The organism is Dyella sp. NPDC103356 (assembly GCF_055584465.1).
Map to the genome: position 1 here is coordinate 191,602 of NZ_JBVJLZ010000008.1, position 15,165 is coordinate 206,766.

At 58.0% G+C, this 15,165-nt stretch carries 12 protein-coding genes; 6 read left to right on the forward strand and 6 right to left on the reverse strand.

Features of this window, described 5'->3' with window-relative positions; translation table 11 throughout:
* Positions 1 to 2 precede the first annotated feature (2 nt).
* The gene (locus ACZ6WW_RS18540; RefSeq protein WP_465275493.1) at positions 3 to 632 is read right to left on the reverse strand and encodes a TetR/AcrR family transcriptional regulator; all 630 of its coding nucleotides are present in this window, start codon (positions 630 to 632) and stop codon (positions 3 to 5) included.
* Positions 633 to 732: 100 nt separating this feature from the next.
* Here ACZ6WW_RS18540 and ACZ6WW_RS18545 point away from each other — a divergent pair, with 100 nt between their 5' ends.
* Positions 733 to 1,674, forward strand: a complete 942-nt coding sequence (locus ACZ6WW_RS18545) for an aldo/keto reductase (protein WP_465275494.1) — start codon at positions 733 to 735, stop codon at positions 1,672 to 1,674.
* A gap of 24 nt (positions 1,675 to 1,698) precedes the next feature.
* Here the strand turns inward: ACZ6WW_RS18545 and ACZ6WW_RS18550 are convergent, their stop codons facing one another.
* On the reverse strand, positions 1,699 to 2,550 hold the full coding sequence (locus ACZ6WW_RS18550) for an NAD(P)H-dependent oxidoreductase (RefSeq protein ID WP_465275495.1): 852 nt from the start codon (positions 2,548 to 2,550) through the stop codon (positions 1,699 to 1,701).
* An 84-nt stretch (positions 2,551 to 2,634) separates the two neighbouring features.
* Between ACZ6WW_RS18550 and ACZ6WW_RS18555 the strand changes: the two genes are divergently transcribed.
* On the forward strand, positions 2,635 to 3,528 hold the full coding sequence (locus ACZ6WW_RS18555; RefSeq protein WP_465275496.1) for a LysR family transcriptional regulator: 894 nt from the start codon (positions 2,635 to 2,637) through the stop codon (positions 3,526 to 3,528).
* A 96-nt stretch (positions 3,529 to 3,624) separates the two neighbouring features.
* Here the strand turns inward: ACZ6WW_RS18555 and ACZ6WW_RS18560 are convergent, their stop codons facing one another.
* A complete protein-coding gene (locus ACZ6WW_RS18560) occupies positions 3,625 to 4,314 on the reverse strand; it encodes a hypothetical protein (protein ID WP_465275497.1) in 690 nt (229 codons plus the stop codon).
* 351 nt (positions 4,315 to 4,665) lie between these two features.
* A complete protein-coding gene (locus ACZ6WW_RS18565; RefSeq protein WP_465275498.1) occupies positions 4,666 to 6,186 on the reverse strand; it encodes a carbohydrate-binding protein in 1,521 nt (506 codons plus the stop codon).
* A 284-nt stretch (positions 6,187 to 6,470) separates the two neighbouring features.
* On the opposite strand from ACZ6WW_RS18565, the gene ACZ6WW_RS18570 reads away from it, so the two are divergent.
* The 3 genes from ACZ6WW_RS18570 (at position 6,471) to ACZ6WW_RS18580 (ending at position 11,843) form a co-directional block, all read left to right on the forward strand.
* Positions 6,471 to 7,838, forward strand: a complete 1,368-nt coding sequence (locus ACZ6WW_RS18570; RefSeq protein ID WP_465275499.1) for a DUF418 domain-containing protein — start codon at positions 6,471 to 6,473, stop codon at positions 7,836 to 7,838.
* Positions 7,839 to 8,180: 342 nt separating this feature from the next.
* Entirely contained in the window at positions 8,181 to 9,425 is a 1,245-nt protein-coding gene (locus ACZ6WW_RS18575) for an autotransporter outer membrane beta-barrel domain-containing protein (protein ID WP_465275500.1), read from the forward strand.
* Positions 9,426 to 9,773: 348 nt separating this feature from the next.
* Positions 9,774 to 11,843, forward strand: a complete 2,070-nt coding sequence (locus ACZ6WW_RS18580; RefSeq protein WP_465275501.1) for a protease pro-enzyme activation domain-containing protein — start codon at positions 9,774 to 9,776, stop codon at positions 11,841 to 11,843.
* A gap of 24 nt (positions 11,844 to 11,867) precedes the next feature.
* Here the strand turns inward: ACZ6WW_RS18580 and ACZ6WW_RS18585 are convergent, their stop codons facing one another.
* Positions 11,868 to 12,875 carry a CPBP family intramembrane glutamic endopeptidase gene (locus tag ACZ6WW_RS18585; protein WP_465275502.1) on the reverse strand — a complete coding sequence of 336 codons (1,008 nt, stop codon included), beginning with the start codon at positions 12,873 to 12,875 and terminating at the stop codon, positions 11,868 to 11,870.
* Positions 12,876 to 13,069: 194 nt separating this feature from the next.
* Between ACZ6WW_RS18585 and ACZ6WW_RS18590 the strand changes: the two genes are divergently transcribed.
* Entirely contained in the window at positions 13,070 to 14,314 is a 1,245-nt protein-coding gene (locus ACZ6WW_RS18590) for a DUF418 domain-containing protein (protein ID WP_465275503.1), read from the forward strand.
* Positions 14,315 to 14,695: 381 nt separating this feature from the next.
* Here the strand turns inward: ACZ6WW_RS18590 and ACZ6WW_RS18595 are convergent, their stop codons facing one another.
* Positions 14,696 to 15,145 (reverse strand): GNAT family N-acetyltransferase, encoded by a 450-nt coding sequence (locus ACZ6WW_RS18595; RefSeq protein WP_465275504.1) that lies wholly within the window; start codon positions 15,143 to 15,145, stop codon positions 14,696 to 14,698.
* Positions 15,146 to 15,165: the final 20 nt, after the last annotated feature.

The following is a 15,165-nucleotide window of genomic DNA, read 5'->3' on the forward strand; positions in this document are numbered from 1 at the left end:
GGTCAGCTACAGATCACGCTCACCGCCTTGTGCGCGAGCTTCCTTAGTTCGTTGCGTGAGCTGCCGGTGCGAGCACGAATGGCTAGCGTATGCATCGTAGCGGAGGCGAGCAGGGCGAGCGCCTTGGGGTCGGCGCTCTGCTCCAATTCGCCTGCCGTACGCGCCTGTTTGAAGCGCGCCTCGAAATCGGCGTCGAGCGCTTGAAAGCCCTTCGCGACGATGGCCTGGATCTCAGGATCGCCAGGGGCTTCGGTAATGGCCGTGCCGACCACGAAGCAGCCGCGCACCTGATCGTCACCAGAGAAATAAATCGATAGTGCCGCGTCGTATACCCTCTTCAAGGTCTCGGGCAACGTCCCACCACGCTCGAATGCCTTGCGCATCATTGCAAATTTGAGCTCCCAATAGTCGCTCAGCGCCCTGATGTAGATCTCATGCTTGTCACCAAACGCCGCCCGAAGGCTGGGCCGGTTCATGCCGGTCGCGGCGGAGATGTCGTCGAGCGACGTGCCGGAATAGCCCGTCTTCCAGAATGCTTCCTTGGCCTGTCGAAGAGCGGTCTCGGGCTCGTAGGCACGTGGCCGTCCACGGGCTTTTCTCAAGGCATCGTCTTTTTTTGTTCCGGGCTGCATAAAAATATTGACCTGTCGTCGTTCTGGTGAATATTATGCGAGTCAGTACAAAATGCAACTCGCGTGCAGTTCGTGCTTTATCCATCAGGAAGACACAGCCATGCATTCCCCCGAGCGTTTTCGTGACACAAGAATCCCGCTCGCCCACGGCGTCGGATCGATCCCGGCTGTCGGGTTCGGTACGTTGATTCGTGACGGCGTTGCCGCCAGGCAGGCGATCAAGGTGGCGTTGGAAGTGGGGTTCAGGCATCTCGATTGCGCGGAGCTTTACGGCAACGAAGACGTGGTCGGCGTCGCGATGCGGGAGGCATTCGAGGCTGGAGCCGTGGCGCGAGAGGAGCTGTTCGTCAGCTCGAAGCTATGGAACAACAATCACCGTCCCGAACGGGTCAAGCCTGCGCTCGAAGCAAGCCTCCGTCGTCTTCAGCTCGACTATCTCGATGCCTATTTGATCCATACACCTTTTGCCTTCCGGCCTGGCGACGAGCAGTACCCCAAGGACGGACGTGGTGAGCCGGCCTATGACGCGGGAGTCACGCTGATCGAGACCTGGCAGGCGATGGAAAGCCTCGTGGATGAAGGCAAGTGCAGATCCATTGGGCTCTCCGATATCACCCTGGAAAAGCTGAGGGAAATCGTCGCGGTTGCTCGCATCAAGCCTGCCGTGGTGCAGGTCGAAAGCCATCCTTATCTTCCCGAATGGGAGCTGCTCGACTTCTGCAAGCAACATGGCATCGTGCTACTTGCCTTTGCGCCGTTGGGCCACGGTATGGAGCCGAGGATACCGGATGATCCGGTGATCAAGGCCATTGCTCAGCGTGTCGAGAAAATGCCGGCACAGGTCGCGCTCGCTTGGGCGGTGCAGCGTGGGACAGCCTTTCTGACTACATCGACCAATCCCGCGCATATCAGGGAAAACTTCGATATTTCCGCACTGCCCGAAGAGGCCATGCAGGAAATACAAAGTCGCATCACCACGAGTGTTCGGTTGAATGCCGTCGTGGAGACCGGCATGCCTGGATTTGTTCCGCAGCGTGGGTGAATGGGTGGGGCGTCAGACTACAAGTCAGGTCACGTGCTCTTCGACCGATACGCGGTCGTGTTTCGTTTCGCCTTTGAAGTCAAATGAATCTGAAGGCGACTGGGCGACGTGCATCGCAAAGCTGGTCTGTCCCGGCGACAACTCCGGTTTCAGCGTGAGCGAAGGAATCTCATACGCACCCGCATTCTGCGGCCGATAGGCAATCGGTGGCGTAGTCCATAGGTCATCCAGTCGCTGCCCCAGTGCTTCGCATATAGCGTCGAACTGCGCTTCGCTGATGCCGCGTGCCCGATAGGTGACGAAGGGCGGTAGGACGTCGAAGCCAGGGTAGTAAAGCATCCCGTGCTGAATCGGAAACAGAAGATCGTCGATAGGCCCATTGATGCCGCGCGGGCCGTAATGGGACTCCCAGCCGCCGGTTGTGATGACCAGCATCGCGCGTTTACCCGCGAGCATGCCTTCGCCATAGCGATCGCCCCAGCGCACATCGGAATGCTCGCCCACGCCGTAGCCGAAGCCGTAAGCATAGACGCGCTCGAACCAGCCCTTGAGGATTGCCGGCATCGAGAACCACCACAGCGGGAACTGCAGGATCACGGCATCTGCCCAGCGCAGCTTTTCCTGCTCGCGCTCGATATCCGCGCTTTGCTGCCCGCTCGCATAGGCATGTTTGGAATCGCGGTCGGGATAGAAACGTTCCCTCGCATCGCGGCCGGTATTGTCATTGGCGTCGAGCGCGGCCTTCCATTGCATCGCATAAAGGTCTGAGACCTGCACGGTGTGACCGGCATCTTGCAGGCGTTTGATCGTGAAATCCTTGAGCGAGCCGTTCAGGGAGCGAGGTTCTGGATGGGCAAAGACGATAAGTACGTTCATGGCGGGGTCTCTGTGGCACATGACGACACCTTAGGCGCCCGCGAGGTATATTAGAAATTAATTATCAAAATTATAGGTATAGTCGTGAATAATTTACGGCGGCTCGACCTCAATCTGTTGGTCACCCTCGATGCTTTGCTTGCCGAACACAATGTCACCCGGGCGGCGCAGCGGCTGAATTTCTCTCAGCCGTCGATCAGCGTGCATCTGGCCAAGTTGCGCGAGATATTCGGTGACCCGTTATTGCTGCCAGGGCCCAGAGGCATGCGGCCGACGGCACGAGCCGATGCCTTGCGCGAGCCGCTACGCATGGCCCTGGAGGCATTGGAGCTCGCGGTCGCGCCTTCCGGCCCCTTCGATCCCTCGGGTTCGGATCGCACATGGCGCGTGGTTGCCTCCGATTACAGCGAGGCCACGATCGTGTTGCCTGTGCTGGCCGGCTTGCGCGCGGCGGCGCCGGGGACGAGTCTGGCTGTCCTGGCGCTCACGCCGTCGCGTATCGCGCGACAGGCGGAGCAGGGCGACATCGATCTGGCCTTTCACACGCGCGACGATGCCCCGCCAGGTTTGCGCCAGCGTGTGCTGTTCGCCGAGCGCTACGTGCTAGTGGGTCGTTCGGGGCATCCGCGATTGAAGCGACGGCCGACGCTTCGACAATTCTGCGAGCTCGAACATGTGATCGTTTCGCCCGATGGCGGGGGATTTCACGGTGGGACTGATGATGCGCTGGCCAAGGCGGGCTTGGCGCGTCGGGTCGTGCTGTCCGTGCCGCATTTCATGTTTGTCAGGTCGGTCGTGGAGCGAACCGATCTGGTGGCGATGCTGCCCGAGCGTCTGCTCCGTGACGGCCCCGGGTTACGTGTCGTCGAGGCGCCGATCGAGGTGGTGGGTTACGAAATGGCGATGCTCTGGCATGAGCGCTCACATCGCGATCCGGCGCATCGGTGGCTGCGGGACTACATCGTTGAGAATATCTAGTGTGAATCGAGCGCCTACAATGTTAATGCTACCCGAGCGATACCCTCTGCCGCACTACGCACTTTTTGTCCGCCTTGTATAGCCGGCGGACACTTGCTAAGGAGATTCCGGGCCTCCCGAATTCGGATGCACCGAATGCGATAGGTGAAGCGATGGAATGTAGTAATAGCCGTGCCAAGCCTGCGATGGGGAAGATGTGTCAACGACCACATTCAGTCCGCCGGCTTCTGGCATGGGAAACCAGTCAACGGCCTCGCATCGTGAAGTGCAGCGCCATCCTTTGCCGCTGCCGGCATGCACGTCCAGCGAAATAACGCGATATCCAGCAGCATCGACATTCTTGGCGAAAGGAACAACGTTCATCCCAGGCATAGGAAGCATCCTTGCATGAGCATTGCCAATGAATACCAAGCCACGATCTGCGCGGAATGCTTTCATCGACTCGACGAAGAATTCGGCACCGAGCTGATCGATCGGTTGCCGTTCCAGGGCGACAAGTTTCAGGCGGCCTTGCGACTGTGCGGTCAGCATCAATAAGTTCCGCACCATGCCAAGCATATCGGCGCTGTGCCTCCCATCTCGGAATTCATTCCAGAACGGGTCCAGCTGAGCCTGGTGCCAAGCTGTATCGAGCGTGGCCGGTCGTACGTCTGCAAAGTAGCGATTGAAGCTGTCCGGAAGTTCAAGCCCTATAACGCCTCGCCGCGTTCCCAGTTCCTTGGAAAAGATGCACGCGGCACGCCCGAAGCTGGCAGGTGGTTCTATGGTGCCGTGCAGATCACCCATGATGACCACCTTCGCGCCCGCTGTGCTTTCGAAGCCAGGCAACGGTTCGCACGGTTGCATCTTGTTAGCGGCGTGCGTGATTGATGCTGATCCGCAGAGCAAAAGGAGCAGCGCAACGAACGTCCTCGACTTGAGAGATGCCACGGAGAATCCTTTTGGGGCGAAGGGCCGAATTCTTTATTTTTGACCGAATCCCACCGTTAATGCCAGGTTGCGTCTTTCGACTGATGGTCGAAGAGAACGATGAGCATTAATTTGCTTGCTCCTTGGCCCGATATTTACCTTCAGTCTGCCCTATGCGACCCAACCGGGACATCGACTTTGCAGTCGATGTCCCGGTTTCCGCTGGCTTTAAAGTTGCGAGGCAGTAGTTGCGTTGAACGGCATGCCCAAACTGGTCTCCAGGTTGCCGATGGCATACTCCAGCAGGCTGAATATCTTCGCCCGGTCTGCTGTGTTGCTCAGATCCAGTGTCGCCGTGCTGGCAACGCCTGCCTGACTCAGTGCGGTAGTGAACGCTGTCTGCGCCTGCGCTGCCGAGATGTAGACCGAAGTGCCCGACTTGTTCACATAGGCCAGTGTCTGGAACACATTCGAAAACACCCCCTGCAACGACGCGATATTGAAACTCACGTGGTTGGTGGGCGTGGTCAGATTGGTGGCGCTCGTGGTCGGAATCGGCTTGTCGTACATCTGGTCCAGGTAGTAGCGAACCTGATAGGGATACTGCCGATACGTGTCTTGCACGCCCCACACCGAACTGTACGAATCCACCGAAGCCACGGTCGAGGCGGTAGCCGTTGCCCCCAGACTGCTATAGCTGCCTACCAGGCCGCCGTAGTAGCCCTGGTTGTAGGCCACGTTCAACAAGACATCGAAGAAGTTGTTCGGTAGCGTCTTGAAGTTCGTCAGTGCGTTATTGAAAGCCGGCTGCCACGGCGTGGTCCAGCCGCCCGGCCCGGTGCCCGTGACAATCAAGGCCACGAAGTCGTTGTAGTGGAAGTACGCCGTCAACATCGGGCCGTAGTACTTGTTGTTGAATGACGCGGGCGTGGGTTTGCTGTACTGCGTGGCCGCCGTAGCCATGGTGTAACCGATGTTCTTCTGGATCGCGATGTAGTTGATCAGCGAATGGCCGGCCGGTGTATAGGTCCCGGACACCATATCGGCGGCGTAGTTGTTGATCTGGTATGGACCGCCCTGTCCAACGCTCATTACCGCGGCTTGATTGGGCGAAGGATCAATTAGCGTGCTGGAGCTGACGTAGTATTGAGTGGCAATATTTTCCTGCAGCAGCTGCGCCAGGATCGAGCCGTAGGTGTAGTCCTTATTGAACTGGATGCCGGGGTAGTACTCCTGTACCAGGTGGCCGTACATAACGCCGGCGACGATGTTGGACATGATCAGGTCGGTGTAATTGTCGCCTGTCAGAGGGAGTTGATCCTGTGCAGACCCCGCGCCAAGCAGCAGATGGAAATTGATCGTGCCGGTGGTACTGCCTCCCGACGCGGGTGGTGCGGGTGGTGCGGGCGGCGGAGGCGGCGGGGGTGGCGGAGGCGGTGAACCCGACGAGCCGCAGGTGCTCACCTGGGTCCATGGCTGACCGCTACCGGAGCCGCCGTTGTTAGTCGCCGGGTCATTGCCCTGCGTCCACCAGTTGGCCACGTAATTGACGCCGTTTTCGCTCGCTTGCTGCCCACCGGTATAGATCGTCGATGCACTCCATGGTGTTGCGCATGCCGGCGCCGATTGCGCCTGCGCCATTTGCATCGGCGCCATCGTCAATAAGGTGGTGGACAGCACCGCGCCCATCGCTGTGCTTATCGCGCTCAGTGGCATGACGGGCCACTTCGGCAAACTTTTCTGACTCATGGGGCTACCTCCGTATGGGCTAAATAACGCTGGCGGTTTGACAACGATATCCCTCCCGGTCACGGAGACACGGCTTGACGCATCCACGTCCGTAACTACGTGTATGGGGGGTACAACAGCACTGGTGCCTTCGAGTATCGAAGGGAAATGACAACGTTGTCTATGGAAGCACCGCAGTGCCAGGGGAGATCGTGATGCATGTCGCAAAGGCATGAGCAAGCGCCTGATCGAAAAGGTCGATCTGGCATTTGGGAATGCCGGAGGCGACTCTTGTGGCATCTGCCATGGACCAAAGACTGGCTGGCACTCACGACATTCTCCACTTATACGAATCAACCCAACGGTGTATCGTCCGACCGGCTAATTGTCGGATTCAATGCCAGGGGGGTTGTGTGAATAAGAAAGAGGAAGCCGGCGTAATCGCAAGTATTTCAATCTCGAAAAGCGCGGGTCCCGTATTGGACGATGAGCGCCTCGTTCTCGTCGACGCGCTGCGCGGTTTTGCGCTGTTTGGCGTACTGGCGGCCAATATGCGCGCCTTCAACTTGCCCTTGATGCTTTACGATGCCACGGAAAAGGTTTTTCCATCATGGTACGACGTCTGGGTACAGGCGTTATTGGATGTGTTTATCTCAGGAAAGGCATATACGCTATTTGCCTTTCTCTTCGGGCTTGGTTTCGCCATTCAAATGACGCGTTCCCAGGCGCGTAGCTCAGGCTTTCCATGGTTCTATTTGCGACGGCTGGGCGCATTGGCGTTGTTTGGATTCATCCATGGCTTCGTGATCTGGGATGGCGACATCCTGCTGCCTTATGCCTGTACCGGTTTCCTCCTGTTCTGGTTCCGCAAGGCAACGCCAAAGACGGTGCTGACCTGGGGCGTATGCTTGTGGACACTGTCACTCCTGCTCGCGATCGGGCGCTGGATAGCCAGCCGGCTCCATATTGATGGATTTGCCGGTACCGGTGCGCCACCGGACCTGACGAAGGCGCAGCAGATCGTCGCTCTTTATGCGCATGCCAATCTGGGCGGTCTTGTGCACGAGAACGGCCAGATGTGGCGTCAGTGGATATCGTCCGCACCGTTCACGGTGGCACTCAGCCTGCCTCTCTTCCTGATGGGCCTGTATGTTTGGCGCAAGGGATGGGTTCAGGCGTTGCCCGAGCGAAAATCAACACTGCGGCGCATCTGCGCATGGACGTTGTCATTGGGATTGACGACGCAGATGGTTTGCGTGGTCGCGCATCATCTTGTCAGCCCGGACCAATCCCAGACGATATTGACCTTGATCTTGAGACTGGCAAATCTTGTCAGCATGCCCTTGGCGAGTTGCGGCTACGCAACCGGGCTGGCGCTGCTGTTTCAGCATCCGCGATGGCGGGCGCGTGTCCTGTGGCTCGCCCCGGTGGGGCGCATGGCATTGACCAATTACCTTACGCAATCGATTTTCTTCGTGACGTTTTACAGCGGCATTGTCTCGGGCTTATACGGGCGTGTAGGTCCCGCGTGGAACATGCTCGCCGCCGTATTGTTCTACCTGGCGCAGCTGCTATTCAGCCATTGGTGGTTCCGGCACTTCCGCTTTGGCCCGGTGGAATGGTTCTGGCGTGGGCTGACGTATCTGAAGTGGCCAAGAATGCGGATGGCTTGAGCGCCCGCCAAGGCCATGGTTTGTATGCCTGCTACATACAGATGTCATACCGCGCTGGCGGACATGACATCTGTGTGTATGTGCATGTGTGTGAACCGCAGTAGCTTGCTCGTCGCCCAAAAGCAAAATTTGTGGACTGATCAACAGATCAAGCATTCAGCTAAACGCTTCATCGATGATACGAGCAGGTTGGCACGCAAAGTGTGTGCTGAAGTAAATGTGTGCCACTGCGCATCTCTAACGCATAAGCGGAGAGATCGTGGCCCACGAACACATAAATTTGCAGTGCGGTGAAGATACTTGGTAGTTGCCACGCCCGGTGGTGATTATCGAGATCCATGCATGCTTATCCGCAATCGTAATTTCGGCACGCTGGGAGCTGCTACCCAGCACGATCAGCCATCCATACATTCTGCCGGACGACGCGTCGGGTACGTGCTGGTCATTGGAGCCGCGTTGGCGGCCGTTACACCCTTCTCGGCGGCGATCGCGCAGAGCCAGCCTTTCGTTGCTTCCGGCTCGCCCAATCAAGTAGCGGTTGCCACCGCCTTGCAGTCGCTGCCTGCGCGTAGCCCGCTGCGGACGTCCCTGCAAAGCCAATGGCCCACCGACCCGGCCAGCGCACGCGCCGGATATGACCGTCTGTCTGGCGAGATCCATGCCGCCGTCGGCACGCAGATGATCGAAGACAGCCATTTTGCCCGAGACATGTCGTTTGCGAGGCTCTCCTGCGCGGCCGGCTGTGCCGATGGCAGTCATTTTTGGGGGCAGGCCACCGGTGGCTGGAGCCAGCAAGGTAACAACGGCAACGCCGGCGCAATCACGCGTGACATGGGCGGTGTGATGGGCGGCGTCGATACGCTGATCTTCCACAATAGCTGGCGCGTAGGCCTGTTGTTCGGTTACGACCACTCGACGCTCACCGCCGACAGCCGCGATTCCACCGCCAGCACTCACGACACCACTTACGGTGCTTACGCCGGCACCCAGTGGGGAGCGCTCACCCTCAAGCTCGGCGCGGCTTATGTGCGCCACGATATTTCCACCGACAGGTTCGTGCAGGTTCCAGGGCTGGCCACAGCGCACGTTGGCACGGACTACTATGGGGACACCGCGCAGGTCTTTGGCGAGCTCGGCTATGGCGTGCGTTGGGGCGGCAGTACATGGCAGCCTTATCTGCAGCTTGCCCAGGTGCGGCAGAACTTCGAGTCGTTCCACGAATCCGGCAGCCCGGCAGCGCTCCTGGGCCGCAGCCATGAAGCCGATGTGACGTATTCCACCCTTGGCGTGCACTTCGTCGCCGACAGCTTTCAACTGGGCAACGTATCGGTGAATGCGCGAGCCGGCATCGGTTGGCGTCATGCTATGGGCGACGTGGACGTCGATCACGCGCTGGCGTTCCGTGCTGGCGGCAACTACTACAATCTGAATGGTCTGGTCGTGAGTCGCAATGTCGGTGTGCTCGACGCCGGCCTGGATTTCACCCTGGCGCCCGATGCGGTGTTTTCGCTGAGCTATACGGGTCAGGCCGGTAGTCAACGTACCGTCGACCAGAATCTGACTGCGGCTTTGTCAGTACGGTTCTGATTCGCGTCGAGCAGGGGATGGGAATTGGCGGCGGTGTTGGCACTCATCGCCGCCACTCAGCTTGATCTACATATCTTGCTGTATGAACGGCATCTGCCAGATGCCAATGTCATTTCGAAATTGAGCACAGGCTCAATTTTTTTTGGGTTGAAATATTAGTCTCATCCGATAGCTGGCGAGATCTTCGTCGAGCAAGCTCGGCCGCGCCATTTTTCGTTGGATTCTTCCCTTCTTTGAGCTTTAGCCAAGGGGTGCGAGATGACTTTCAAGAGCCGCGTTTCAAATAAAAGGCCCTGGCGCACAAGCCTGGCTATATTGCCATTAGCTCTATGGATGGCCTCAGCATCCATGTCCGCATCCGCTGCCCAGGGATGGGTGGAAACTCAAACCAAGGCCACCCTGGTATCGTTGGGTAGTGCTTCGGTCGGCAAGGGAGCTGCCGCGCCGCGAGCGTGGGCTATCAACGCAGCCGATATGTCACCGGTGAATGCCTTGGTGACTCCACTGGAGTCGGAGAAACAGCTGCATATCGTGATCAGCCTGAAGCTACGCAACGAGACGCAGCTCGATACGTTCTTGCATGAGCTCAATCAGTCGGGCAGCCCGGTTTACGGCAAGTTCCTTACGCCGCAGCAGTTCAAGGACGCCTATGCACCCACCGATAGTCAACTGCAAGCGGTCATAGCGCATTTACAACAAGCCGGGTTCACTCATATCCAGCCCGCTCCGAATAATTTGCTGATTTCAGCGGATGGCAACGCGACGAACATAGCCTCGGCATTTCGCACGCAGATCAGGCAATTCACGTCGCCCGAAGGGAAGCAACAATTTGCCAACGACGCGCCTGTTCAGGTGCCACAGACATTGGGCGATACAGTCGGAGCTGTTCTTGGCCTGCAAAATGTACACGGGCCGCAGGCCTCCTTCGAAAGTACTTCGCCGATAACCAGGAGCAACGCACTGCCTGTTTCCGTTACCGACCCTGCTCAATACACGAAAGTCTATGACGCTGGTAGCACGCCAAGCGGCGTGAACACGAGCGTGGCCGTTATCTGCCAGGGAAACGGGGATATGTCCGGGCTGGTCGATGCCCTCAATGCCTATACCGATCAGGAGCACCTCCCGAGGGTGCCTACCACCCTGGTCGCCATTACTGATGGTGTGGGACAGGGCACGGTTTACCCCTTCTCGCCTCCGGGTTGCTGGCCCGAGACCATCGTCGGCGTGTCTGGCGGATTGGCGAAGTTGACCGCCTATGTCGGAGCGGTCCAGGTAGGCAGCTATTTGACGGAGGCGACGCTTACGGCGATGTATAACCGGGCCGTGACTGACAACCGCGCCAAGATCATTCATTCGGCTTACAACCAGGACGAAACATGGGCACATAACTCCGGCGCCCAGACAGCGGACGATGCGATTTTCAAGCAGGCGGTGGCTCAGGGGCAGACCTTTGTGGTGCCCTCCGGGGATTTCGGTGTCTATGAATCTTACGCTGGCGCGATCTATCAAAAGGATCTGAGCAAGTACTCGGTCAGCGAACCAGCCAGCTCCCCCTATGTGGTTGCCGTGGGAGCCACGAACGCGGCCGTAAATCAGGATTTCAGCTGGGCGGGCGAGAGTGTTTTCTCCGCCACGTTTGATTACTGGCAGGGCGACATGTACGGCAGCGGAGGCGGTGTCAGCCTGTTCGAGCGCGCGCCAATCTGGCAGAGCGACGCCTTGGGTCGTGCAGTGACTATGCGAGTCGTACCGGACCTGGCCTTCGATCGCGGTGGGTACTACGGTGGCGCAACCGGCAATGCCTCGGCCATTTTCGCCGGCATATGGGCGCGCATCCAATCGGCAAACAACAACAGCCTGGGCTTGCCGACAGAGCGCATGTACCAGCATTTCTCCAAGGATCCCGCGCCAACACATGACATCGTCGGCGGCTATAACGGCATTTACACCGGTGGGACGCCGAGCTTTACAGGCTATCGCTGCACTCTCACATGGGACTACTGCACCGGCTGGGGCAGCCTCGATATCGCGAAGTTCAACGACTATGTCACGCAGTATTGGGGTACCCCGCGCGGCAATGTCTATGCGAGCTATTTCGTCTGGCCCATTCCAGACCTGGGCAGTGTCGCGGGGCCGATCATCATTCGCGATCGCAGCGGCCATTGCCCGCCTACGCTGAGGGTGGAAGCCAAGATCACTCACCCGCATCGTGGCGATCTGCGTATCACCCTGGTAGCTCCGAACGGGATCCGTACAGTACTGAAGCAGCCAGATCCCAACGACAGCGGCGCCAATATCGATCAGATCTGGACAGTGGATGCCGCTACGTTTCCAGCCAATGGCAAATGGCAGCTATGGGTGGACGATTCGTTCAAGGGGAACACAGGGACTCTGGACCAGTGGAGTATTGGGTTCTGAACCGCATGGCCATGTGATGGTGAGCTAGGCGGCGATGGGAGCAGGAGTCTCCTTGCGAGGCGGTGCCACAATCCAGATGACGACGGCCGACACCAACGTAAGAAGGGTGAACATCCACAAGCGACCCGTTGAGAGATCTTCGGGCGCAGGGGCAATCGCCGCCAGGCTATAGGCGAGGTTTGATGCGGTGTGGAAGAGCATATTGGACAAGATACTTCTGCCGCCGCGGTGGTACGCCCAGGAAAACAGAAAGCGCATGGCGACCGTGGCCATGAAGAAGATGTAGAACGGCGTATATCCTTGGATGGCACCCTTGGTCACGATGAAGAACAAGGGCAGATGCCACAGCGCCCAGATGGAGCCGAGGATCGCGGTTGAAGTCTTGAGTGGCAGAAATGCATCGAGCTTATCCGACAGCAGTGTCCACCCATATTCCTCGGCCAGCGTCCCGCCCAGCACGAACAGGAACAAATAGCTCAGCGGGAAGTCCGCCAGGGTCATCGTGAAGTGCGGCGCCTGACCGATAAGTCGCGCATGGGTGAGCTCGACAACGATCGCCAGTATCGGCATCAGGAAGAAGGAAACCAGAAAGACGCTCCACCCCATTCGCGGGTCGAAGCCGCGACGAAAAAAGCCGGTCATTCGGCGGAGGCCGCCATCGCTGTATGTCGTCACGGCTGCGCTTATGAACGGGCCGAATGAGCCAATGAACAACATGGGGATCAGGGGGAACGAAATGATTTTCTTACTGATCAGCCAGGCGACCAGCCAGAACGCCCATGCGAACCCGAAGGCAACGGCCAGATAAAGCGTGATGGATCGCGAGTTTCGCATGGCGCTATCCCTCTTCTCGTGACAGTACAAATAGTCAAGATCTGTTTGAGATGGCCTATTGAATACTCGCTTGTCGATGGCGACGCCATGGCCGTTTTGGCACGGTATCCATGAATCTGTGGCGGCTTGCAGCGAGGCGCAGCGTTGTCTCGAACGGGCGTCGAAATATTTTGCGGATGACTTCGGTGCGTCGGTCATGGGTTTCTGTGGCTACACGATTGCTATCGTTCCCACAGCAAGGTCTTTTCGCTGTAGGTAATGTGCCGCCAAAGTCCGAATGCCGTGCAACACTCCTTCCGCTTGTGCGTCTATAGTGTGTTGTGTTGATCGCATGAGGTCGCGACTCAAGGCGGACATCATTTCCCGGCCAATGAGGTAGCCCCAAGGCTGCGATGGATACCTTCGTTTCAGGAACGGATAAACCTTTGCAGCAGGATGAGGTGCGTCCGGTCAGCCCGGATCGTCGCATAGCCGCGATTGATGTGCTGCGAGGTGTGGCGCTCTTGGGCGTGCTCTCGGTCAATCTGATCACCGAGTTCCGCGTTTCGTTGTTCCAGCAGTTTCTTCCTTCGTCGCTGGAGCAAACCGGGTTAGATCATGCCGTCAATGTATTAGTGAGCATTGGCCTGGAATTGAAAGCGTTTGCCTTGTTCTCCTTGCTGTTCGGCGTTGGATTAGCCATTCAGTTCGAACGGCTTGCAGCCAACGCGCGGCGTCTATCGCTGCTGACCAGGCGGCTTCTGATTCTCCTGGGATTTGGTCTCTTGCATCTGTTCCTCATCTGGAATGGCGACATACTCACTGAGTACGCGCTGATCGGATTGGTAGCACTGCCATTTCTCTATGCGTCGAACCGGGCCCTCGCCACTACTGGGGTAATCGCTCTGGCGGCTTATGCCGCACTTCCGTTCTGGCTTTCGGACACGCTCTTCTGGCCCAGCGAAGCGTGGCTCCGGCAACATGCTCAGATCGCCACCTCGGTCTATGCGAACGGTAACTGGACGGAGGTCGTCCGCTACAACATAGCCGAGATACCAAGTATTATTCCGCTTCACTTGTTTGTGGCTCCGAGAACGTTCGCATTGTTCTTGCTTGGGGTGCTTGCGTGGAGGGTAGGGCTGGTGCGCCATCCCGAACGGCATCGTCGCTTACTCATCGGTATCGCCATCCTGGGCTTGGTCCTTGGTTTCGGTATGAACCTTCTGGATCCGCCCGATCCACTTTCTCCCTGGCGATCATGGGCCCCCGTCATCCGTGTTCTGATCACTTTAGGTCCGGTGGTACTCGCCATAGGTTATGGCGCCACCATCATTGCGCTTTACACATTCACCGTGGCCGGTCGCGCCCTGGGCGCCTTGGGCCCGCTTGGCCGAATGGCCTTCAGCAACTATCTGTTCCAGTCGCTAATTTTCGGCTGGATTTTCTTTGGGTACGGCTTGGGCCTCTTCGGCCGGCTGAGTCCGTCGCAAGCCATGTTGCTGGGCATCGTCGTTTATATCGCCCAAGTCATCGTCAGTCGTTGGTGGCTAAAACGCTTCCGATTCGGCCCCATGGAGTGGCTATGGCGAACGCTCATGTATGGCGCTCGCCAACCTTGGCGGCTGAGGGGGCAAGGCTCTTCCCAAAATGGCGTGTGAAACTGGGAAGTGAGTGATGGTTCAGAGTGCTCGCTTTTAAACGGAGGCTTCAGCCGCGCTCGCCGCTCCTGATTGACCGAAGAAACCCGATCACCAAGGTGGAGTCACCTTGCGAAACCAACTGCTGTGCGGTTAAGCCTCCGAGCTCTCGAATAGGCACGGACCGATACCACGCTTCGATACAAGCGGCGTCGTTTTCGATGGACAAAGCCAGCCGCCATATATGGATCGAGGCGAGGTCGGGCGGTCGTCGCTCGAATAAACTGTTGACTGGCTGTGACGATCGCTGCATGCCATCGCTCCTCTTGCCCATGTTCAATTGCAATGAATTCACGTGGCGATGCGCCGCTCGGGTAGTGAAAAAAGATCTATCCCAGCGCGTCAGGCAAGTAGTTTTCGATACTGGATAAAAGGTGAGCGATCAGCCATGCGGTCATACAGCTGCATGGCGTTGAGGTTGGATTCGTGCGTCTGCCAGTACACACGGGGCGCTCCACGACGCCTGGCATCTTCATAGACATGTTCGATCAGTGCGCGACCAATGCCGTCGCCACGCGCATCCTCGGCCACAAACAGGTCCTGAAGATAGCAGTCGTCACCCGCAGTCCACGTCGATCGATGGTAGATCGAATGCACAAGCCCCGATGCTCGGTCATTCACCATGGCGAGCGCTGCATGCATCGGTTCCATCGGGTCCAGGAACCGTGCCCAGGTCTCGTGAGTCACGGACTCCTGGATATCTACGTCATAAAATCGCTGATACCCTTTCCAAAGCGGAAGCCAAATATCAAAATCGTAGACATCGATGGCCTTGATCTCGATCGGTCTCATGGCACGCTCCTGAAATTAGG